Raw genomic sequence first — 20,979 nt, forward strand, 5'->3', positions numbered from 1 at the left:
CGGTAAAGAGGCGCGCGAGTCTCGTTACTAATCAGTGACGGGCTCGCGCGTCGCGACCGGCGCTTCGTTTTTCGCCGTGAGGGCGTGCCCATCCCCCGCACGCAGAGTCCAGAAGCTGAGCGACGAGACGACCGTCGCGATGCCCAAAGTAATGAACGCCGCATGCAGCGCATTCGTGACTGCGATCTGATCGGTCTGCGGCAGTCCTCCCAGATACCAGCCCGTCAGCAGCGAGCCGCACGCCAGGCCGAAGCTCATCGATAACTGCTGCATGGAGCTGGCAATGGTGTTCGCCATGCTCGAGTTGCGCGCGTCGATGTCGGCGAAGGCGAGCGAGTTCATGCTGGAGAACTGCATCGAGCTGCCCGATCCCACCAGGAAGCTCAGCAGCACGATCACGACGATGGGCGTGCTTTGATCCGCCAGCGCGAACAAGCCGATCACGACGCCCATCAACACGGTGTTCACGATCAGAATGCGTCGATAGCCGTAGCGTCGAAGCAAGTGAGGGGAGAGCGCCTTCACCGTCATCGCGGCGATGGCCGAAGGCATCATCATCAGGCCCGACTGCCACGCCGGCATGCCCATGCCGAGCTGATAGAACAGCGGCAGCAGGAAAGGCAGACCGCCAATGCCGAGTCGCGTGATGAGCCCGCCGAGCACCGAGACTCGGAATGTCCGCACCTGGAACAGCCGCAGATTCAGCAGCGGATGCTCGGTGCGATTCGCATGCAAGCCGTAAGCGCCAAGCAGCGCGAACGACAGCAAGAAAAGAATCGCACCCGATGTCACATCGAGGCGATGCTCGCCGAACACTTCGAGCAGCCATGACAACAGCGCCGCGCCCGAGCTGAACAGCACCACACCGATCGCATCCAGCGGTCGGGGCGAGTCGCTGCGATATTCCGGCATGTAACGGCGGCTCAGCCACAGCGCCGCGAGACCCACCGGCACGTTGACGAAAAAAATCTCGCGCCACGACCACCAGTGCACGATCAAACCGCCGACCGTCGGGCCCAGCAGCGGACCGATCAACGCCGGGATGATGACGAAGTTCATCTTGTCGAGCAGTTGTGACTTGGGAAACGTCCGCACGATGGCGAGCCGTCCGACCGGCGTCATCATCGCCGCGCCGAGACCTTGCAGGATGCGGGCAGCGACCAGCATCGGTGCGTTCACCGAGAGGCCGCACAGGATCGAAGCCAGCGTGAAGATGGCGACCGCCGAGATGAACAACTTCCGCGTGCCGAAGCGATCGGCCAGCCAGCCGCTCACGGGAATGCCGACCGCCAGCGCCAGGATGTAGCTGGTGACGATGGCTTTGAGGCTGAGCGGAGTGACTTCCAGACTGCGCGCCATGCTCGGCACGGCCGTGTTCACGATGGTCGAGTCGAGCGTTTCCATGAACAGCACGACGCCGACCAGCCACGGCAGGTAACGTTGGACGGCTGAGGAGGGCGCGGTGCTCACATGCGCGGGCGTGCGCCTATTCGGTGGAATCGATTTGCCTGGCGGCGTCGCGAATGGGCTGGGCCGAGCTGGGGCGGACGACGCGCGCGACCTCGGCCCCGTCCTTCATGAAGATCAGCGTCGGCCACAGCTTCACGCGGAACGACCGGCCGAGCGGCCGGCCGGGACCATCTTCGATCTTCAGATGCCGCAGGTCGGGATGGGCGGCCAGGCCCTGTTCGATGTGCGGCTGGGCGGCGGAACAGAAGCCGCACCAGTTGGTGCCGAACTCGATCACGGTCGCGCCCGGCAAGGCATCGACTTCAGTGCGCGACGGCGCGCTCTCGGTATAGGCGCTCATGGCGCCAAATTCTAACGAGCCGACCTCGCTGTCGTAAGTCGGCTTTTAGGTAGGCAGGTTACTGCTGCTTCTCGCTCACCCAGTTGCCGATGTCGGCGTCCAGGCCCTCGCCGCCTTCCTGGTTGTCGGCGCCGTAGGTGAACAGGTCGAACTCTTTGCCGTGCGTGCCCGGGTAGACGTAGCGATAGTCGTTGCCCCAGGGATCCTTGCTCGCGGTGGCGTCGAGATAGCCGCCTTGCTTCCAGTTGCGCACGCTCGAGTCGTTGGGCTTCTCGTACAGCGCCTTGATGCCCTGTTCGGTGGTCGGATAACGGAAGTTGTCCATGCGATACAAATTCATCGCGGTCTCGATGGTGCGCAGGTCGCTGGAGACCTTGGTCAGCTGCGCATCGTCGATGCGACGCATGACGTTCGGCGCGACGATCGCGGCCAGAATGCCGAGAATCACCACGACGACCATGATCTCGATGAGCGTAAAACCGCCGCTGCGCTGGAATTTTTGAGTCGATTTCATTGCAATCTCGTTGCGCTGTATGACATGCCGACTGCCGTGTCGGGACGCGCGGATCATATCCGGATGGCCCCTGTCCGCAAACTGGGGACTGCGGATCCCGCCGGCTCCGAGCGGATTAGATGGGGGATCTTGCCGCGAGTTCGACTCCGCTCGCGGCACAGATTCGCTGCATTGTTACTGCGGCGGTTCCTGACCCGGCTGTGGGTCTTCGAGGGGGTAGGTCTGCACGCCGCTCGGCGCCGAGCTGTCGGCCGTGGACGCCGGCGGTTGAGCCGGGGCAGCGGGCGCCGGGGTCGTTGCCGGGGCGGCCGGCGCATTGCCGTTCGCCGAGCGCTGCACGGCTGCCACGAACTGATCCGCAGGAGCCGGCGCGGTCGGTGCGTCCGCACGGATGATCTCGCTGGCGAGGATGCCGGGCTTCTTATAGAACGATTCGTTCGAGGAGCTGTCGATGGTGATGGCCGAGCCGTCGAGCGCGACGCCGGCGAACAAGCCGCTGGCGCGCGAATATGAATACACCTGCGCGGTCAGTCCGATGTCGGTAGCCGCCGAGCTCTGCCGGCCGACCGGGCCCGCCGCGACCGACGCGTCCGCGCCCAGCGTCACCTTGCCGCCGACGATGCCTTCGATGCTTTGCTTTGAGGTGAAAACGAGCACGACGTCGGCGGACTGCACGCCGACCTGGAAGCCGAAGCTGCCGCCGGTCAGGTTGATGAAAATCGGGTTGCTCCACGCGCCGGTGTCCTTGCGCACCACCAGCACGCCCTTGCCGCGACGACCGCCGATGCCCAGACCGACCTTGATGACGGAAGGGATGACGGCAACCGCGTAAGCGCGCTCCATCAACCAGGTAGGAATATTTTGCTCGGGCATGCTCATCAGCTCGCTCAGCACCTGTGTCGAGGTGAGCAGCCGTCCATCCTGCCGCTCGCCGGCGACAGCGCCCGTTGTAATGGCGCAGGAAAGCAGCAGCACCGCGAGCCGGGTCGCGAACGGATTGGGTCGTGTGCGCATCGTTGGCGTCACTCCTACAAACAAGTAACTCTCGTCATGAGACTTTAACAGAAGCGGTGGGTTCAAGCCCGAGGCGGATTCCTGGCGATCAATTCGGGCGGGCTTGCGGCGTCTTGTTGGGAGCGGCGCCGCTGGTGGCGAGCATCAGGTCGTTGAGCTTTTCGCGCTGGCCGTTGGCGATGAAGAAGTGCTCGACGCGCTGGCGCGCCTTGATGCGCACGTCGCGATCGGCGCTGTCGTCGGCGGCGAGCTCGGTGTAAGCGCGCGTCAGGTATTGCTCCGCCTCGCGCATGCGGCCCTGCTTATAGAACACTTCGCCGAGCGCGCTCGCCGAACGGGCTGCGCGCCAGGCCGGCGCATCGGTGCGCTTCCAGCGATTCATCGCCGCCGTCAGCATCCCTTCGGCATCCGCCAGGCGATTGGTCTCGAGCAGCACTTCACCGAGCAGATGCTCCGCCGAGCACACGTATTGATGATCGGCCGGCCGCGTCTTCGCCAACGTGTCGAGCGAATGGCGCAATTCGCGTTCGGCTTCTGTGTATTTCGCGCGGCGCATGAGCGCCGACGCATAAGCCGTGCGGAAATACGGTGTGTACGCATGCTCGGCGCCCAGCGCGTTTACAGCGGAGCCGAGCGCTTCGGCGGCGAACTGTTCCGACTCGGCCAGCTGGCCCTGCGCGCGCCGGATCTGCGACAGCGAGTCGAGCACTTCCGCAACCTGGCGGCTGTTGTTGCCGAACAGGATGCGCTGCTTCTCGAGCGTGCTCTCGAACATCACGCCCGCTTCGTTGATGTGGTTCTGCATCAGCAAGGCTTCGCCGAGACGCGTTTCGGCGAGCACGCGGTCGGGATGCAGATCGTTGGCGGTCAGACGGAAGATATCCACGGCCTGGCGCGTCACGCGCTCCACCGACGGAATGTCGTCCATCCACATGAATACCAGCGACAGGTCGAGCAGCACGACGGCGATTTCCTGATCGTTCGGACCGCGCACCTGACGGTTCAACGCCAACGCATGTTCGAACGACTGCCGCGAGCGGCTGACATCGCCGCTGGCGAATTCCACGCGACCGCGATTGGTCAGCAAGGTTGCGTAGGTCGGAGTGCGCTGGCCGCCAATGCGCTCGCACAGGGCCATCGCTTCGTTGATGACGCGCGCGGAACCGTTCATGTCGCCCAGCGCTCGCAGCGTGATCGCGAGCTCGGACATATCTTCGGCCGCCGGCAGGCCGCCGCCGTTCGCCATTTGCCGGCGCAGATGCACGGCATCTTCCAGATAACTCAGCGAACGTTCCGGATCGCCGCTGCGACGAAACGCCCGGCCGATGGAGGCGAGCAGCCGCGCGCGAACCTCGGGGCGCATGCCTTTATCGGCACGCACTTGCATGCCCGATTGTTCGAGCAGCTGCCGTGCGGTGATCTCCTTGCCTTGCGCCTTGAACGGCTCGGCCGCGGAGAACACATCCAACATGAATTCGGACACGGCTTGCGCCGATTTGCTTTCGTTCGCGGCCCGGTCGCGCTCGGCGGCGATGCGCTGATTCTGCACCGACATCGCGACCGCGAATGCGACGATGACGACGATGAGGAATGCGCCCGCCGACACGCCGAATGCATGACGCCGCACGAAACGTTGCGAGTAATACAGCCAGTTGCCCTGGCGTGCGACGACCGGCTCGGCCGACAGATAACGACGAACGTCGGCGGCCAGCTGTTCGACCGAGCCATAGCGATGCTGCGGCTCCTTGCGAAGCGCGCGCATGACGATCGCATCGATGTCGCCGAGCAGCCGCTTCTGCAATCGATCCGGCTGCAGGCAGCGAGCCAGCGCGATGGCCGCGATCGGCGATTCGCCTTCGATAGCCTCGGCCGCTTCCATCGCTTTCTTGACCGCGGTGCTCGGGCGCTGCGGATCGCTGATACAAATGGAACGTTCCAGCTCGAGCTGGCTGGCCGAGGAGGGCACGGTGTACGGCCGCAGCCCGGTGAGCAATTCATATAAAACGACGCCGAGCGCATAAACGTCGCTGGCGGTCGTGACCTGGCGGCCCAGAATCTGTTCGGGGCTGGCGTACTCCGGCGTCAGCAGCCGGTCGTTCATGCGGGTCAGCGCCAGCATGGCGGCGGCATCGCCGGTATCGAGCAGCTTGGCGATGCCGAAATCCAGCAGTTTGGGCGAGCCTTCGGCGGTCACCAGGATGTTGGCCGGCTTCAGGTCGCGATGCACGATCAGGTTCTGGTGCGCGTACTGGACGGCGTTACAGATTTCCAGAAACAACTTCAGCCGCGCGTTCAGATCGAGCTGCTGGCGGTCGCAATAGCGATCGACGGGCTCCCCGTGCACGTATTCCATCACCAGGTACGGCTGGCCATCCTTGGTTTCGCCGGCGTCGAGCAGCCGGGCGATGTTGGAATGATTCAGGCTGGCGAGGATCTGCCGTTCGGCGCGAAACCGCAGGCCGAGGTCGCCATGAATGGGGGCGTTGTCGACGATCTTGACCGCGACCTGCGCCGAATACTGGCGATCGGCGCGCTCGCCCAAATAAACCGTGCCGGTGCCGCCGTGGCCGAGGATGGAGGCGAGTTTGTAATTGCCGATGACGCGGCCGACCAGCGCCTTGCGCCGGTCGCGGGTGGTGGCGTCGATGGCGGCGCCGAGTGCATGGGTCAGCGGGCCGGTGGACTGGCCGACATCGCAGGCAAGCAGCTCGAGCAGCTCGTTTTTCAGGTCCTTGTCGTCGCCGGTCTCGGCGGCGATGAAAGCTTCGCGTTCGTGTTCCGGCAACTCGACGGCGCGGGAGAACAGGTCCTGCAACCGCTCCCAGCGATCGTCGACCGTCTTCCCTGGTTGTCCGGTCGTCATGAGGCTTCGGGTTCGCGATTCCGTTGCGGTCGGATCTGGCGCAGGATCCAGGCCTTGGCGAGCCGGATCTCCCGGTCGACGGTGGCCTCGGACACTTTCAGGGTCTCGGACAGCTCCTGATACGTGAGGCCGCCGAAGTAATGCAGCTCCACCATCTCCGCGAGCCGAGGATTGTTGCCGGACAGGCGCTGCAAGGCCTCGTCGATTTCCAGCACGTCGATGTCGCCCGCGGTGGCGGGGCCGAGCTCGAGCACGTCCATGTCGAAGTCGTTCAGCGAGCCCGTGGTGGTGCCGCCGCGTTTGTCACGAAACCGGCTCTTGGCGTGGTCCACCAGAATACGTCGCATCTGCCGCGCGGCCACAGCAAAGAAATGAGCACGGTCCTGCCACGAGACATTCATCTCGACGAGCTTGACGAATGCCTCGTGCACGACGGCGGTGGCCTGCAGGGTGTGGCCCGGCCGCTCGCGTTTCATATAGCGGCGAGCCCGGTTACGCAGCTCCTCATATATGAGCGGCGTCAGTCGTTCCAGGGCGCGGGTGTCCCCTGACTGCCACGCAGACAACAGCCGTGTCACTGCCTGGCGGTCGGGCGGTGGAATGGCCGCTGCGATTGTGTTGCTCAGTTGCGGGTCTCCGATTCGGGGCCTGTCTGTTCTTCCAACCGAAAACGCCTGGGCGTTTTCGACGGTTCTCTAGTTTACGGGCTCGAGTGCGACAGTTTCTCACCTGGCGCGCCGGCTGTACCGCGTCGCCAAGCCAAAACCGCCTTACGGCCGTCCCTGAATCCGGCCCAACCGATTGATTTCCGGGATCTCCCGAAATCCCGGTTGAGCGATGTACTGATTGTTCCTTTTTTCTTCCGCTTGTCCAGGGGGCTGTGACGGGATTCTCAAGGGGACATCGCTTAACTCAGTGATCGAGCCAGTAAGGACTGGCGTTTTTTAGCACTTTTCCCGGGAGGGGTTGTTGTCATGCGTAACGTATTTGCAATGTCGATGGCGGTGGCGGGCGCTCTGTTTGCTTTCAACGCGGCCTCTGGCGCGCAGCTGGCGGACGGCGATACGGGCGGCAAGCGCCCCGTATTTAACATTGTCGACGGCGACACGGGCGGCAAGCGTCCGGTCCTGGCCGACGGCGACACCGGCGGTAAGCGTCCGGTATTCAACATCACCGACGGCGACACCGGCGGCAAACGTCCGGTCCTGGCCGACGGCGATACCGGCGGCAAGCGTCCGGTATTCAACATTGTCGATGGCGACACCGGCGGTAAGCGTCCAGTGCTGGCCGACGGCGATACCGGCGGCAAGCGCCCGGTATTCAACATTATCGATGGCGACACTGGCGGCAAGCGCCCGGTGCTGGCCGATGGCGATACCGGCGGCAAGCGTCCGGTGCTGAACCTCACCGACGGCGACACCGGCGGCAAGCGTCCGGTGCTGGCCGATGGCGATACCGGCGGTAAGCGCCCGGTGCTGAACCTCGCCGATGGTGACACCGGCGGCAAGCGTCCGGTGCTCGCTTAACAAACGAATCCTTTTCGCCCGTTTTGAATTCGAGTTGGAGATAGAGATGACAAAGCGTCGTATCGCCCTTGGCGCCGCCATGTTGCTCACGCTCGGCACCGCGGTCGCCAGCACGTTCCTGTATGGCCACGAGCAGGCCGCGATGGTCGAGCAGCAGCAGATCACGTTGCCGTCGGACACATTGACCTCGGAGCAGGGCTCGAGTGTGTCGACCGTGACTCCGGAGCAGATCGCGATGTGGAAGGCCACCGCCGCATCGACCGACTACGAAGGTCTGAAAGCGCCCATCTGACTTGCAGGCGTAACAGTGCGTGCGACCGGATCCCTCCCGCCGGTCGCACGCCGCCTGCTCATCGATACACATCGTGGGAAGGGGCAGGCTGTCAGTCGTCTGCGTACGGATACAAGGCGCCGACAGTGTTGTCGTCGCCTACCGACAGACTTTTGAAATGTGCGGCAAGTCACAGGCCCGTCGCGTTTTTGCGCCGCTGGCATCACACTTCGTTCGTTGACATATTTGCGCTGCGTATAGCACCCTAGCTGGCGTTGTCAGAGGTGTTGCCACACTCGAGTCAGGCGCCGCCTCAAGCAAGGGCAAACTCACCGAAAGGTGGGGACGCAAAGCCACCGGTCTAAGGGAATGATCCTAGGACAGCGGGGTTGCCAGCGCCGGCCTCTCATTCATGTGGAGGCGCCGATCGGCTGCCTCACGCGTGTCCGGCGACGAATAAAAGTTCGATGTCACAGTTCTCACAAGCTCGTCCGCCGCTCCGGGCTTCCGCACGGATGCCGCGCTTTGCCTTGCTGGCGTTGTTGCTGCTCGGGCCTGCGGTATGCGTGCCGGCAACCCAGCTCGTCGGCCAGCCCGCGCCCGACTTCGCATTGCGCTCGTGGGACGGCGCGAACATGCGCCTGTCTGAACACTCCGGCGAAGTGGTGCTGATCAATTTCTGGGCAACCTGGTGCGGGCCTTGCCGCCAGGAGATGCCATTGCTCGATGAGATCTATGGCAAGTACCGCCGCGCCGGCCTGGTGCTGTTCAGCGTCAACCTGGATGAGGAAACCAATCTCGATGCGGCGCGTGAAATGGCGAAGACGCTGCGAGTGAGTTATCCGGTGCTGTTCGATGCTCGCAAGGAAGTGAGTCGCGCCTATCAGGCGAGCACCATGCCGCTGACCGTACTGATCGATCGTGAAGGGGTGGTGCGCTACATCTCCGAGGGCTACAAGGCCGGATATGAAACGCGCTACACCGAAAAGCTGCGTGAACTGCTGAACGAGTGACTCGCGTCCAACCGCTCATCCGCTTCGCCCACTGCACCGAACTCGTATCGAACTCTCGAGCACCATCCACGGATTTCCCGGACATTGCCATGCTGCGTCAGAGCCTCCTGAAAATAACTGTCACGCTGTTGCCCCTGCTGTTCGCGGCCGGGCTGGCAACCGCCCAAGATGCGGCCACTGCGCCACTCACCGACACCAGCGCGCCGGCTCCTTCGGCAACGGCCGGCGGCGACAGCTTCAAGAGCCTCGACGAAGAAGTGCAGGCACTGAAGAAAGAAGTGCTCGACCTGAACCGCGAGCTGTTCGTGCTGGAGGAAGAGCTGCTGTTCCCGGCCAATACCCAGGTGGCGGTGTTCGTTTCCATGGACGTGGGCGAGTTCTTCGCGCTCGACTCGGTGACCCTGAAGCTCGATAACAAGGAAGTCGCCAACTATCTGTACACCGAGCGCGAGGCGCAGGCGCTGCTCAGGGGCGGCGTGCATCGCGTGTTCATCGGCAATCTGAAAGCGGGCGAGCACGAGTTGATCGCGCTGTTCACCGGCCAGGGCCCGAACCAGCGTGACTACCGCCGTGGCGCGACCATCAAGCTCGAGAAAGGCGTCGGCGCCAAATATGTCGAACTGAAGATCAGCGACAAAGCCGTCAAGGCGCAGCCCGAGTTCATCGTCAAGGAATGGGAATAACCCGTGACCGGACGATGTAACAAAGTTCTCGTTGCCGTGCTGCTCGCGCTAGGAGTGACCAGCGCGATCGCGAAGGAGAAGAAACCTCCCGAGCCGCGGCCGTTGGTCGGCACGCCTCAGGTCGTGCGCGATCTGCATTGGGGCGACGTGCTGTTTTATTTCTATCAGGGCGACTATCTGCAGGCGCTGACGCGCCTCGGCGCCTCGCAGGATTTCAATCGCATCGGGCACCACGGCGTCGAGGCCGAGTTGCTCAAGGGCGGTTTGTATCTGTCGCTCGGTCAGCATGAACAAGCCGGCCGCATCTTCAAATCGTTGCTGAACGACAACGTGCCGCTCGATGTGCGCAATCGCGCCTGGTTCTACCTCGCGAAGGTCTGGTATCAGCGCGACTATCTGGAAGACGCCGCGACCGCGCTGGCTTCGATCCGCGGCGCGCTGCCCGGCGATCTCGAGCCGGAGCGTCATCTGCTCGAAGCGCAGGTGCTGATGTATCTCAACCGTTACGACGACGCGATCCGCGCGTTGGAGCGGTGGCAACCGGTGGGCGCCGGCGGCGATGTCTGGTCGTCGTACGCGCGCTTCAACATCGGTGTCGCACTGGTCCGTCAGGAACGAGTCGAGGAAGCGGCCGAGTTGTTGAATGAAGTCGGCCAGATCGCGGTGCCGACCGAAGAGCTTGCAGCGTTGCGCGATAAAGCCAATCTCGCGCTCGGTTTCGCCTGGCTCAAGGCCAACCGTCCCGAAGACGCGAAGAAGGTGCTGCAACGAGTGCGGCTGGAAGGCCCGCAGTCGAACAAGGCGCTGCTGGCAGTGGGCTGGGCCGACTCGGCGGAGAAAAAGTTCAACAAGGCGCTCGCGCCGTGGACGGAGCTGCGCGATCGCGACATCCTCGACGCAGCGGTGCAGGAATCGTATCTCGCCATTCCTTATGCATACGCGCAGCTCGATGCAACAGGTCAGGCGGCGGAACAGTATGTGAACGCGGTTGAAGCGTTCGCGGCCGAGTCCCAGCGCATCGATCAATCCATTCAGGCGATCCGCGACGGCAAGCTGCTCGACGCCATCGTCGAGAACGACAAGGCCGATCAGGTCGGCTGGTACTGGCAGCTGCAGAATCTGCCGGACGCGCCCGAGACCCGTTATCTGTATCACCTGCTGGCCACGCACGAGTTCCAGGAAGGCTTGAAGAACTATCGCGACCTGCGGCTCATGCAGCGCAACCTCGCAACGTGGGCGTTGAGCGTGCAGGCGTTCGAAGACATGGTGGACACGCGCCGCCGTGCCTACGATCAGCGTCTGCCGGGCTTGCAGAAGACGCTCGACACCGTCGACCTGGACGCGATGGAAGCTCACAAGAACGAGCTGGAGTCGCGGCTGGCCGCGACCGAGCGCGACGACGATGTGACTGCGCTCGCCACGTCGCGCGAAAAGGAACAATGGGCCAAGGTGCAGCAGATCGAAGCTGTGCTCGCGAAGGCGGACCAGAACGACCCGATGGTGCAGGAGATGCGCGAGAAGGCGCGCCTGATCCGCGGCAAGCTGCTCTGGGATTTCAATGGCAGCTTCAAGGCCCGCCAGTGGCGTGCTCGCAAGGAACTGCGTGAGCTGGATGTCGCTTATAAAGAAGCGCGTCGCCGGTCGGTGCTCGTCGAGCGCGCGCGTGGTGACTATCCCGCCCGTACTGAGGAGTTTGCACGCCGTGTGGCTACGTTGCCGCCGCGCCTCGATGGCTTGAGCGCGCGCTTGGAAGCGACCGCCCAGGCTCAGAACCGCTATCTGGCGGCTGTTGCGATCAAGGAACTGGAGTCGCAAAAGCAACGCCTGGCCTCCTATTCGTTGCAGGCGCGCTTCGCGCTGGCTTCGATCTATGACAAGGCGGCGACGGGCAACAACGCCGCCGGCGAGGGCGGCGTCGACAAGGGAGGCGCGGAATGAGCGGATCTAACAAGCTCCGTTTCCTGGTCGCCGTCGCGCTTTCCAGTGCCATCGCGATGCCGGCGTTCGCCGCCGAGCCGCCGCCAGTCAAGCCGGCGCCGCGAACCATCCGCGATCTCGACAAGAAAGAGGTCAAGGTCAATCGCGATCCGCCGAGCGACGTGAAGATGCAGCAGGCGATCGAGCAGTACCGCCGCTTCCTCGAAATGGAATCGCAGAACGAGAAGCTGCGCGCCGAAGCCATGCGTCGTCTCGGCGACCTGCAGGTCGAAGACGAGAGCGCGCGCACGGCCGAAGGTGCGTTTGGCGGTCTCGGCGTCGACGAAGCCGTGCAGCTGTACGAAGGACTGCTGAAGTCCTACCCGAACTACGAGCGCAACGACGTCGTCATGTATCAGCTGGCGCGTGCCTATGAAGCGAAAGGCCAGCTCGAGAAATCGCTGACGGTGCTCGACCAGTTGGTGGCGACTTATCCACGCAGCCAATGGCTGGTCGAATCGCAGTTCCGTCGCGGCGAGATCCTGTTCAGTCTCGGTCGTTATCGAGACGCCGAGAACGCGTACGTGGCGGTGACCACGCCGGGCGCGGATACGGGCTTCTTCGAGCAGGGCCTCTACAAGCTCGGTTGGTCGCTGTTCAAACAATCGCTCGGCGAGGAAAGTGTCTCCGCCTTCATGCGGCTGCTCGATCGCATCCTCGTGCGGGATGGTCAGTTGCGGCCGCGAGATTCTTTGACGCGACCGGAGCGCGAGCTCACGACCGATGCGTTGCGCGCAATGGCGATCAGTTTCTCGGATCTCGACGGGCCGGCCACGCTCGATGCCACGATGACACAGCGAGGCGATCCGCCGTACGCGCATCTGGTGTACGAAGCGCTCGGCGATTTCTATCTGGAGAAGGAACGCTATCTGGACGCGGCCGTGGCGTTCGAAGCGTTCGCCAAGCGGCGCCCCGACGACCGTTATGCGCCGTCGTTGCAGATGCGGACCATCGATGCCTATCAGAAGGGCCGCCTGGCGTCGCTGGTCATCGAAGGCAAGCAGGCATTCGTCGAGCGTTACGCGTTCGGCTCCGCCTTCTGGCGTGAGCGCACCGTTGCCGATGCGCCCGAAGTGGCTGCGCAGTTGAAGTCCAACCAGAAGGACCTGGCCGAGTTCTACTATGCGCTCGCGCAGAAGGATAAGAAGCCGGAGAATTATGCGTCCGCGGCGCGCTGGTATCGCGCGATGCTCGACTCGTTCCCGCAAGATCCGGAAGCGCCGGCGAACCGCTTCGTGCTGGGTGAAGTGTTGTTCGAGTCCGGGCGCTTCGCCGAAGCGGCCAAGGAATATGAAACGGCGGCGTACGACTATCCGGCGCATCCGAAGTCTTCGGCCGCCGGTTACGCCGCGCTGGTCTCTTATCAGAAGCACGAGCCGACGCTGCAGGGTCAGTCCAAAGCGGTATGGCATCAGCAGGGCATCGAGAGCGCGCTGATGTTTGCGACCAGCTTCCCCGAGCATCCGGAGTCGGCGCGCGTACAGACCAAGGCCGACGAAGATCTGTTCGCGCTCAACGATTTCGACCGCGTCATCGAAGTATCGACATCGATTCTGGAGCGCAATCCGCCGGTCGATCGCAAGCTGGCGCGCACGGCGACCACGTTGCTGGCGCACTCGCTGTTCGATCGCGGTCGCTTCGGCGAGGCTGAAGCGGCCTACGTGAAGGTGCAGGGCTTCCTGCCTGCCAACGATCCGGATCGCGCCAACATCGAAGAGCGCATCGCCGCTTCGATTTACAAACAAGCCGAAGCGAAGCGCACGGCGGGCGATTCGACCGGTGCGGTCGACGACTTCCTGCGGGTCGCGGCGCTGGCGCCGAACTCGAAGGCGCGCTCCAACGCTGAGTACGATGCCGCCAGCATCCTGCTGCAGGACAAGCAGTGGGAGCGGGCCGCGCAGGTGTTGGAAACATTCCGTCGCAACTATCCCAATCACGAGCTGGTGCCGGACGCGACGCGTTCGCTCGCGGTCGCCTATCTCGAACTGGGTCGCGGCACGCAAGCCGCTGCCGAGTTGGAGCGTGTGGCTGCGCGTGAGCAAGAGCCTGTCGAAGTCCGGCGCGCTGCTCTATGGCAGGCGGCCGAGCTCTATGACAAGGCAGCCTCGCCGACCAACGCGGCACGTTTGTATGCAAGCTACGTGAAGCAATATCCGTCGCCACTCGATGCTGCGATGGATGCGCGGCAGAAGCTCGCCGACATGGCGAAGGCGCAGAACGACGTGAAAGTCCGGTCGCAGTGGCTGGATGAAATCATCCGCGCCGACAAATCGGCCGGCGCGGCGCGCACCGATCGCAGCAAATATCTGGCCGCGAAGGCGACCATCGAAACCGCCGACCTGCCGGTGGCGATGTTCAATTCGATCAGACTGACCGCGCCATTGAACAAGTCGCTGAAGACCAAGCGCGAGGCGATGGAAAAGACGCTGGCTGTCTACAGTCAGGCGCTCGATTACGGCGTCGCGGAGGTGACCACTCAGGCCACCTTCGGCATGGCCGAGTTGTATCGTCAGCTGGGCGCGGACCTGATGGCGTCGGAACGGCCGAAGAACCTGGACGAGGAGGCCAAGGAACAGTACGACGTGCTGCTCGAGGAACAGGCCTTCCCATTCGAGGAAAAGGCCATCGAATTGCACGAGACCAATGCGCAGCGCACCGGCGATGGCGTTTACGATCAATGGGTCCAGCGCAGCTTCGATGTGCTGGCGAAATTGAAGCCGGCGCGCTATGCCAAGACCGAGATCAGTGAAGATTATGTGCCGACGTTGCCTTGACAGCGCTCATTCGGAAGCTCGTGGCTGGCGCGGCCTGATCGTCGCCTCGCTGCTCGGTCTTTTGCTGTCAGGCTGCGGTTCTGCGCCGACAGATTCGGACGCGCAGCAGGAGAAAGCCGCCGCCGAAGCTGCCGCGGGTGTGCCGGTCGAACCGGTGCTGCCGCCCGAAGCGGTGCAACAGTTCGAGCGCGCCGTGCAAGCGATGAGCTCGGGCGATCTCGCCAGCGCCGAGCAGGGGTTCCGTGCGCTCGCGACTGCGTATCCATCGTATTCCGGCCCGCTGCTGAATCTTGGCATCCTGCACGCCAAGGCTGGCAAGCTGGACGAGGCGGAAAAAGCCATTCGCGACGCGATCGCGCGCAATGGCAACAACGCCGCGGCGTTCAATCAACTCGGCATCGTCCAGCGCAAACAAGGCAAGTTCAAGGAAGCGAACGATGCCTATACGCGCGCGGTGCAGATCGATCCGAACTATGCGCTGGCCTGGTTGAATCTCGGCGTGCTGTGCGATCTGTATCTGCAGGAGCCGCAGCGTGCGCTCGAAGCGTATGAGCGCTACCTGTCGACGGCGAGCTCGCCTGACGCGAAGGTCAACGGCTGGGTGACCGAACTGAAGAAACGGATCGGCGCCGATCCGCGAAGTGCCCAAACTGGCGAAGCACCATGAGCACAAAGCGTTTCACTCTGTCTCTGCTACTGATGTTTGCTTCGGTCGCCGTGTTTGCGGCCGAGGAGCAGGGCACGTTATCCAAAGAGGCGACAGCGGCGGGTCCTGCTGTCGATACCAGCAAGACGACGAATGTATCGGCTGATCAAGCGCCGCCGGCAGCGGAGCCGTCGACTTCGTCGGAACGAGCAGGAGGCCCGCGTGCAGTCGTGCGCAACGATCGACTCGATCTGGAGACCACGACGGTGACTGGCAACCGCGAGCTGCCCAAGGTGATGTACGTGGTGCCCTGGAAGAAATCGGATCTCGGCGATCTGCCCGCGCAGCCGTTCAACACGCTGCTGGACGAGGCATTGACGCCAGTCGACCGTGACGTTTTTCGTCGTGAAGTGACCTACTACGGTGCAATTAACGGTGGCGCCGATGCGCCACCTTCGCAACCTCCGAGCACTGAGAAGTAGGTCGCAGCGGGCAGTATTTATGTAAGGCGATAAAGCGCGCCTTATTCAGTTATGCGCTGGCCCGGCAATGAGCGAGCGCCTTTTGTTTTGATTCGAGTCCGCACCGCATAGGAGTCCTGACGATGGAATTGGTACATTTCATGGTGAATTTCTTCCGCGAGGGAGGATTCTTCCTGTATCCGCTGGCCGCCATCTTCGTGATCGGCGTCGCTATCGCCATCGAGCGTTTCATCTACCTGACCAACGAGACGACCCAGAACCGTCGTCTGTGGGCGCAGGTCGTGCCGCTGATCAACAGCGGCAACTTCAAACAGGTGGTGGCCATCACCTCCAAGTCCAAGGCGTCGATCGCGACCGTGCTGAACTACGGCATCGCTCGCCTCGCCAGCGCCCGCCGCCGCGATGACGTCGAGAAGGCCATGGACGAGAGCCTGCTCGAAATCATTCCGCGCGCCGAGAAGCGCACTCACTATCTTTCGGCGCTGGCGAACATCGGCATGCTCACCGGTCTGCTCGGCACCGTCATCGGCCTGATCGCGGCGTTCGCCTCGATCGCGCAGGCCAACCCGGCGGAAAAGGCCAGCCTGCTGGCCGCCAGCATCTCGGTCGCCATGAACAACACCGCGTCCGGTCTGTTCGTCGCCATCACGCTGCTGTTGGCGCACATGTTCCTGGAAGCCAAGACCACCAAGATGATCGACAGCCTGGAGATCGCTTCGGTGAAGTTCATGAACTCGGTGGTCGAGCGCCGTCAGGACGTGGAAGTCGGCAACGACGATCTCGCCGCCCCGCAGCCGCGCGGCCGCGCCGCTCACGGGATGGCCTGAGAGCGTTACAGCGCCACTGGTCCATAAAGGGATAAACGATGGCTCAGTCCAAGGCACAGCGGCGGGTGATGCGCAATCATGCGCGCTACCGCGGCCGCCACGAGATCAACGTCGTGCCGATGATCGACATGATGATCATCCTGGTGTTCTTCCTGATCTTCACCGCGGTGTTCACCAAGACGAATATTCTGGAGCTCAACCTGCCGGGCGCCGACAGTGCGGTGCCGGACCTGCCCGAGGGGTTGAACCTGGAAGTGATCATCCGCAAGGACAAGATCGAAGTCGCCGATCGCGGCACCGGCCTGCTCAAGAGCGTGCCGACCAACGCCACTGGCTACGATCTGACCGGGCTGCAGGACTACCTGAAGCTGGTGAAGACCAAGTATCCCGACAAGACCGACGCGACCATCCTGCTCGAGCAGGACATTGCCTATGACACGCTGGTGCAGGTGATGGACACGGTGCGTGTCTTCAGTGTGGGCGAGAACAGCTGGACGTATGGCGAGCTGTTCCCGGATGTGTCCGTGGGAGACGCGCCGACATGATCAATCGAATCAAACGACATCGCAGTCGCAAGCATGGCGGCGCCGAGGCGGCCGGCCACATGACGCTGGTGCCGTTCATCGACATGCTGATGATCCTCACGGTGTTCCTGCTGGTGCATAACTCCGATACGGACATCCTGCCGAACACCAAGGCGATCTCCATTCCGGCGTCGCTCTCGGACAAGAAGCCGCGGCCGAGCGTGGTGGTGATGATCACCAAGGAAGATCTGCTGGTGGATGGCCGGCCGATCGCCAAGGTCGCCGATGTGATCGCCTCGCGGGAGGCGGTGATCCAGCCGCTGAAGCAGGCGCTGCAGGGCCAGGCCGACACCGTGCTGGTGGACGCGGCCCGGCAGGAGATCAAGGACCGGGAAGTCACCATCATGGGCGACAAGAACACGCCGTATAGCGTGCTTCGCAAGATCATGGCGACGTGCACCGATGCGGATTACGGCAAGGTGTCGCTGGCGGTGGTCGAGCGCGAGGGCGCGAATGCCGTCAGCCCGAGCGCGAGCGGGCGCACGGCGGCATTCAATGCCTCGCCGTCGAACGCCGTGGGTAGCTGAGGAGCCGGCCACTCATGAGCACACTCGCCCCTTACTATCGTTTATATGACCTGCCCTGGTCGCCGACCGAGGAGGTCGAGGCCCGCTTCCGCAAGGTGGTGCGCAACGCGTTCATCGTGTTCGCCATCCTGGCGATCTTGATTCCATTGATTCCGGTGCCGGAAAAAACCTTGGTGAAGGCGCCGGACATTCCGGATCGCATCGTCAAGCTGGTGATCGAGAAGAAGGCGCCGCCGCCACCGCCGCCTCCGCCGCCCAAGCTCGAGGAGAAGAAGCCGGAGCCGGTCAAGCCGGTGGAGCAGCCGAAGCCCGAGCCCAAGCCGCAGCCGACCGCTCGCGACCGTGCGCAGAAGCAGATGGCCCAGGTGATGGATCAGTTTGCCGAGCTGCGCGACATGTCGGTGGCCGACAAGGCCATGCAGACCAAGAACCTCAGCGGCAAGGTCGGTGAGTCGACGCGCTCGGAACGTTCGCTGCTGACTTCGAAGGTTGGCGCGAGCAGCGGCGGCATCAACACTGCCGGGCTGAGCCGCGGTTACGGTGGCGGCCAGGGAGCCCTTGAAGGCGGCTCGACGACTACCGCAACGTCTGCCGTGCTCACTCAGCAGGCGCAGGACAAAGTGCAGCGGGGCAGCGGCAGTGGCAAGGCTTCGCGCAGCGAAGAAGAGATCGCGCTGGTCTTCGTTCGTAACAAGGGCGCCATCGACTCGATGTATCAGCGCGCCCTGCGCGACAAGCCGGACCTGCAAGGCAAGGTCGTGCTGGAGCTGACCATCGCGGCCGACGGCTCGGTGCAACGCTGCGAAATCGTCTCCAGCGAGCTCAACGACCCCGAGCTGGAGCGCAAGCTGGTGGCCCGCGTGAAGTCGTTCCGCTTCGAAGCGAAGGACGTCGGCACGATCACGGTCAGCAAGCCGATCGACTTCTTCCCCGGATAAGCGCGCTTGTGATATTGGAAAAGCCCTTCCTGCCGGAAGGGCTTTTTTATTGCAGATGGCCATGCATCCAGCCGAAGCCGAACTCGTCAACGTTGCCCGCCGATTCGCGGCCGTCGGTGCGCAAGTGGCGCAAACCTTCGAGCAGGGACAGCGGCAACTGCGGCTCGACCTGCTGTTGTCGCAAGAACGGCTTTGCACCGCCGAGGGCGCGCAGACGTCACTCGCTGCGCTCGAGCAGCTTCGTCACCTGGTCGCTGCTCACAAACAGGCATTCAGCAAGTTTGTTACCGAGTCGTCAGCTCAATTCGCTGCGGTATTGGCGCAGTTGCCGCCAGAGCTGCAGCCGGAAAAGCAGGCTGCAGTCACAGCCTCGCTGAATCGGCAGCTACAGGCGCAAGCCGAGTTCTACCGGGCCCGTGAGCAATGGATGGAGGCCGCGGAAGCGATCTTGCCGATTGATCGACTCACGTCGTGCATCGTGCACCTTTAGCGATGGCGGCATTGATTTTGCTGCGGACGAGGATTTGCTGCGATTACTTCGCTCCCGGCGGTCGCAGTTCCAGCACGGCGGCGATGGTGTGCGCGTTGTGAGTTGCGAACATCGGGTAGATACCATCTGACGGCCGGCGAGGATGGCATGGTCACCCTCTATCTCGATGCTGAAGATTGAGGCTGCCCATCAGTCCGAGGTCGCCGGGCTCCAGCAGCGAATGTTCAGACTGACCAGCTCTCTCACCCTACTGGGGTGACCGTAGATCGAGCGCAAAGAAGCGCGTGCCGGGCAGATATTTGTCGTTGTAGGGCGGCGTCTCGATGAAGCCGAGCTGGCGATACAGCGTTTGAGCTGAAGTCATGCTTGGCAGGGTATCCAGACGGAGGGTGTGACAGCCTGCATGCCGGGCGGCAGCGACGATGGCGTCGACCAAGCGGCGGCCCACGCCCACTTTCCGAAAGGCGGGACGCACGTACAGCCGCTTCATTTCTCCCTCGCCGTCACCCAACGGTCGAAGCGCGGCGCAGCCGGCCACTTCACCATCCACGTATGCAATGAACAACACACCGTGCGGCGACACATAGGGCGCCGGCAACGCGGCGAGCTCGGCGGCAAATCCTTGATATTCGAGATCGATGCCGATGGCGAGCGCGTATTCTTGAAATAAATCGCGGGTCAGGGCGATGAGTTCCGGCGTGGCTGCCTGGATAAGTACGACGTTGCCGGAAAGCATGCCTGTCGGAATGTATGCGCTACCGATACATCGCAGGTTAAGTGAACCGGTCGGGCGGCCGGAAGACACACAATAGAGTGGAGGCGGGCATGACAGCTCGCGCCCTGTGATGGATCCACGGATCTTATTCGCGGTTCTGACGTTCCTATTTTTGACAGCGTCCCCATATTCGCCCGCATGAGCAACGAGCATCGCAGTCCACCCCCGCCCGTCATCGACGCAGCACGTGTGGTGTCGTACGCGTTCGTAGACGACATTCCCTATTGCCATGTCGGCTCGCTGTTCACCGACGAGGCAATGATTGCTCAGGTGCCGCGGCTGGCGATCGCGGTCGGGTTGGGCGCGCAGCCCGGTCCGCTGGTGTTCCATTGCGACGAGGAATGGATTTCGCTCGGCATCTCGGATGCGGAAACCGTCGAACAGGCGAAGCAGGCCATCGAGCGCATCTATCCCGGCGTGAGCGAGCGCTGGATCGACACCCATGTCACCCTCGAAGAAGCGCTGGCGTACTACGACTCCGAAACGGCCGGCTTGAAATGTTCCTTCTGCGGCAAGCGTCCGTTCGAAGTCGAGGGTCTGATCGAAGCGCCGGCGGCCACCATCTGCCGCAGCTGTGTCGAAGAGTTCTACGGCGATTTCCAGTTCGACGGCGAGGACGAAGTCGGCAACTAGAACCAGTTCGCTGCATGGGCCGCGGCAGCTGCTAGCATCGCCCCACGGATATTCGAATAAAAGGGCGATGGATGCGGAAGTGGCTGCGGGTGCGGCAGGTGCGGATCTTCGGCGCGCCGTTGTATGTGCACTGGTCGGTGCCGTTGATCGCGGCGCTGCTGGTGTCGTTGTCGTTTCTGGTCGGTCCGTGGCTCGCGATCACCGCCGCGGTCTGCTATTTCGCCCTGATTCTGCTGCACGAGGCCGGGCATGCGTTCGTGGCCCATCGACTGGGCTACGAGGTCGAGGCGGTCCGGCTGTCAGGCTGGCATGGCCGATGTGAGTTCGAGGCGCCGGAGACCGAAGAACACCACGTCATGATCGTGTGGGGCGGCGTGCTCGCGCAGCTCGCGGTGGCCCTGCCGATGGTGACCCTGGCGGCGCTGGTCGGCCGCGAGAATCTGGGCCACGCGGGGCTCGCGGTGGCGATCCTGGGCCGGACCAATTTGATCATGGCGGCAGTCAATCTATTGCCGGTGCGCGGCCTGGACGGCGCCATCGCCTGGCGAATCATTCCCTTGGGGATTCAATGGTGGCGTGCACGCCGAGTGGCGAAGCGCGCGCTCAGCAAGTTCAGCCGGCGCTCCTGAGCG

Annotated in this window: 22 protein-coding genes and 1 riboswitch; of the genes, 15 read left to right on the forward strand and 7 right to left on the reverse strand. The window is 63.2% G+C overall.

The genetic code is table 11. The features are described from left to right. Positions 1-27 precede the first annotated feature (27 nt). From GYH35_RS26405 to GYH35_RS26430, 6 genes are all read right to left on the reverse strand, one after another. Positions 28-1,404, reverse strand: coding sequence for a DHA2 family efflux MFS transporter permease subunit (locus tag GYH35_RS26405; protein ID WP_161813552.1), 1,377 nt, complete (start codon positions 1,402-1,404; stop codon positions 28-30). A gap of 82 nt (positions 1,405-1,486) precedes the next feature. Next, positions 1,487-1,810, reverse strand: a complete 324-nt coding sequence (locus GYH35_RS26410) for a thioredoxin family protein (RefSeq protein ID WP_161813218.1) — start codon at positions 1,808-1,810, stop codon at positions 1,487-1,489. Positions 1,811-1,868: 58 nt separating this feature from the next. Then, entirely contained in the window at positions 1,869-2,324 is a 456-nt protein-coding gene (gene gspG, locus GYH35_RS26415; RefSeq protein ID WP_161813219.1) for a type II secretion system major pseudopilin GspG, read from the reverse strand. A gap of 174 nt (positions 2,325-2,498) precedes the next feature. Beyond that, the gene (locus tag GYH35_RS26420; RefSeq protein WP_161813220.1) at positions 2,499-3,338 is read right to left on the reverse strand and encodes a lipid-binding SYLF domain-containing protein; all 840 of its coding nucleotides are present in this window, start codon (positions 3,336-3,338) and stop codon (positions 2,499-2,501) included. Positions 3,339-3,426: 88 nt separating this feature from the next. Continuing rightward, the gene (locus GYH35_RS26425) at positions 3,427-6,201 is read right to left on the reverse strand and encodes a serine/threonine-protein kinase (protein ID WP_161813221.1); all 2,775 of its coding nucleotides are present in this window, start codon (positions 6,199-6,201) and stop codon (positions 3,427-3,429) included. Next, positions 6,198-6,779 (reverse strand): ECF-type sigma factor, encoded by a 582-nt coding sequence (locus tag GYH35_RS26430; RefSeq protein WP_209005447.1) that lies wholly within the window; start codon positions 6,777-6,779, stop codon positions 6,198-6,200. The genes GYH35_RS26425 and GYH35_RS26430 overlap by 4 nt, the downstream gene beginning before the upstream one ends. A 396-nt stretch (positions 6,780-7,175) precedes the next feature. On the opposite strand from GYH35_RS26430, the gene GYH35_RS26435 reads away from it, so the two are divergent. The 13 genes from GYH35_RS26435 (at position 7,176) to GYH35_RS26495 (ending at position 18,939) form a co-directional block, all read left to right on the forward strand. Next, positions 7,176-7,727 (forward strand): hypothetical protein, encoded by a 552-nt coding sequence (locus GYH35_RS26435; protein ID WP_161829970.1) that lies wholly within the window; start codon positions 7,176-7,178, stop codon positions 7,725-7,727. 46 nt (positions 7,728-7,773) lie between these two features. Beyond that, a complete protein-coding gene (locus GYH35_RS26440; RefSeq protein WP_161829971.1) occupies positions 7,774-8,019 on the forward strand; it encodes a hypothetical protein in 246 nt (81 codons plus the stop codon). 291 nt (positions 8,020-8,310) lie between these two features. Then, a riboswitch (cyclic di-GMP riboswitch) is annotated at positions 8,311-8,395 on the forward strand. 70 nt (positions 8,396-8,465) lie between these two features. Continuing rightward, positions 8,466-9,011, forward strand: coding sequence for a TlpA family protein disulfide reductase (locus tag GYH35_RS26445; protein WP_202624729.1), 546 nt, complete (start codon positions 8,466-8,468; stop codon positions 9,009-9,011). A gap of 89 nt (positions 9,012-9,100) precedes the next feature. Continuing rightward, positions 9,101-9,694 carry an AraC family transcriptional regulator gene (locus GYH35_RS26450; RefSeq protein ID WP_202624731.1) on the forward strand — a complete coding sequence of 198 codons (594 nt, stop codon included), beginning with the start codon at positions 9,101-9,103 and terminating at the stop codon, positions 9,692-9,694. Positions 9,695-9,697: 3 nt separating this feature from the next. Continuing rightward, positions 9,698-11,632, forward strand: coding sequence for a tetratricopeptide repeat protein (locus GYH35_RS26455; RefSeq protein WP_161829972.1), 1,935 nt, complete (start codon positions 9,698-9,700; stop codon positions 11,630-11,632). After that, a complete protein-coding gene (locus GYH35_RS26460) occupies positions 11,629-14,445 on the forward strand; it encodes a tetratricopeptide repeat protein (protein WP_161813225.1) in 2,817 nt (938 codons plus the stop codon). The genes GYH35_RS26455 and GYH35_RS26460 overlap by 4 nt, the downstream gene beginning before the upstream one ends. Then, entirely contained in the window at positions 14,426-15,112 is a 687-nt protein-coding gene (locus tag GYH35_RS26465) for a tetratricopeptide repeat protein (protein WP_161813226.1), read from the forward strand. The genes GYH35_RS26460 and GYH35_RS26465 overlap by 20 nt, the downstream gene beginning before the upstream one ends. Beyond that, positions 15,109-15,573, forward strand: a complete 465-nt coding sequence (locus GYH35_RS34680) for a hypothetical protein (protein WP_202624733.1) — start codon at positions 15,109-15,111, stop codon at positions 15,571-15,573. Before GYH35_RS26465 ends, GYH35_RS34680 begins: the two co-directional genes overlap by 4 nt. A 122-nt stretch (positions 15,574-15,695) precedes the next feature. Beyond that, positions 15,696-16,400 carry a MotA/TolQ/ExbB proton channel family protein gene (locus GYH35_RS26475; RefSeq protein ID WP_161813227.1) on the forward strand — a complete coding sequence of 235 codons (705 nt, stop codon included), beginning with the start codon at positions 15,696-15,698 and terminating at the stop codon, positions 16,398-16,400. A gap of 38 nt (positions 16,401-16,438) precedes the next feature. Then, positions 16,439-16,945, forward strand: coding sequence for an ExbD/TolR family protein (locus tag GYH35_RS26480; protein WP_161829973.1), 507 nt, complete (start codon positions 16,439-16,441; stop codon positions 16,943-16,945). Continuing rightward, complete coding sequence (locus GYH35_RS26485; RefSeq protein WP_161813229.1) at positions 16,942-17,511, forward strand: ExbD/TolR family protein; 570 nt, start codon at positions 16,942-16,944, stop codon at positions 17,509-17,511. Before GYH35_RS26480 ends, GYH35_RS26485 begins: the two co-directional genes overlap by 4 nt. Positions 17,512-17,525: 14 nt before the next feature. Next, entirely contained in the window at positions 17,526-18,449 is a 924-nt protein-coding gene (locus tag GYH35_RS26490; RefSeq protein WP_161813230.1) for an AgmX/PglI C-terminal domain-containing protein, read from the forward strand. Between the two features lie 61 nt (positions 18,450-18,510). After that, positions 18,511-18,939 (forward strand): hypothetical protein, encoded by a 429-nt coding sequence (locus GYH35_RS26495; protein ID WP_161829974.1) that lies wholly within the window; start codon positions 18,511-18,513, stop codon positions 18,937-18,939. Positions 18,940-19,186: 247 nt separating this feature from the next. On the opposite strand, the gene GYH35_RS26500 is transcribed toward GYH35_RS26495, so the two are convergent. Continuing rightward, the gene (locus GYH35_RS26500) at positions 19,187-19,867 is read right to left on the reverse strand and encodes a GNAT family N-acetyltransferase (RefSeq protein WP_202624734.1); all 681 of its coding nucleotides are present in this window, start codon (positions 19,865-19,867) and stop codon (positions 19,187-19,189) included. Between GYH35_RS26500 and GYH35_RS26505 the strand changes: the two genes are divergently transcribed. After that, positions 19,853-20,347, forward strand: a complete 495-nt coding sequence (locus GYH35_RS26505) for a ClpX C4-type zinc finger protein (protein ID WP_161813233.1) — start codon at positions 19,853-19,855, stop codon at positions 20,345-20,347. The two genes, GYH35_RS26500 and GYH35_RS26505, sit on opposite strands and share 15 nt — an antisense overlap. Before the next feature lie 71 nt (positions 20,348-20,418). Continuing rightward, positions 20,419-20,976, forward strand: a complete 558-nt coding sequence (locus tag GYH35_RS26510; protein ID WP_161829975.1) for a zinc metalloprotease — start codon at positions 20,419-20,421, stop codon at positions 20,974-20,976. Positions 20,977-20,979 lie beyond the last annotated feature (3 nt).

Origin of the sequence: Steroidobacter agaridevorans (genome assembly GCF_009932555.1) — a bacterium.
Classification (GTDB): Bacteria; Pseudomonadota; Gammaproteobacteria; order Steroidobacterales; family Steroidobacteraceae; genus Steroidobacter; species Steroidobacter agaridevorans.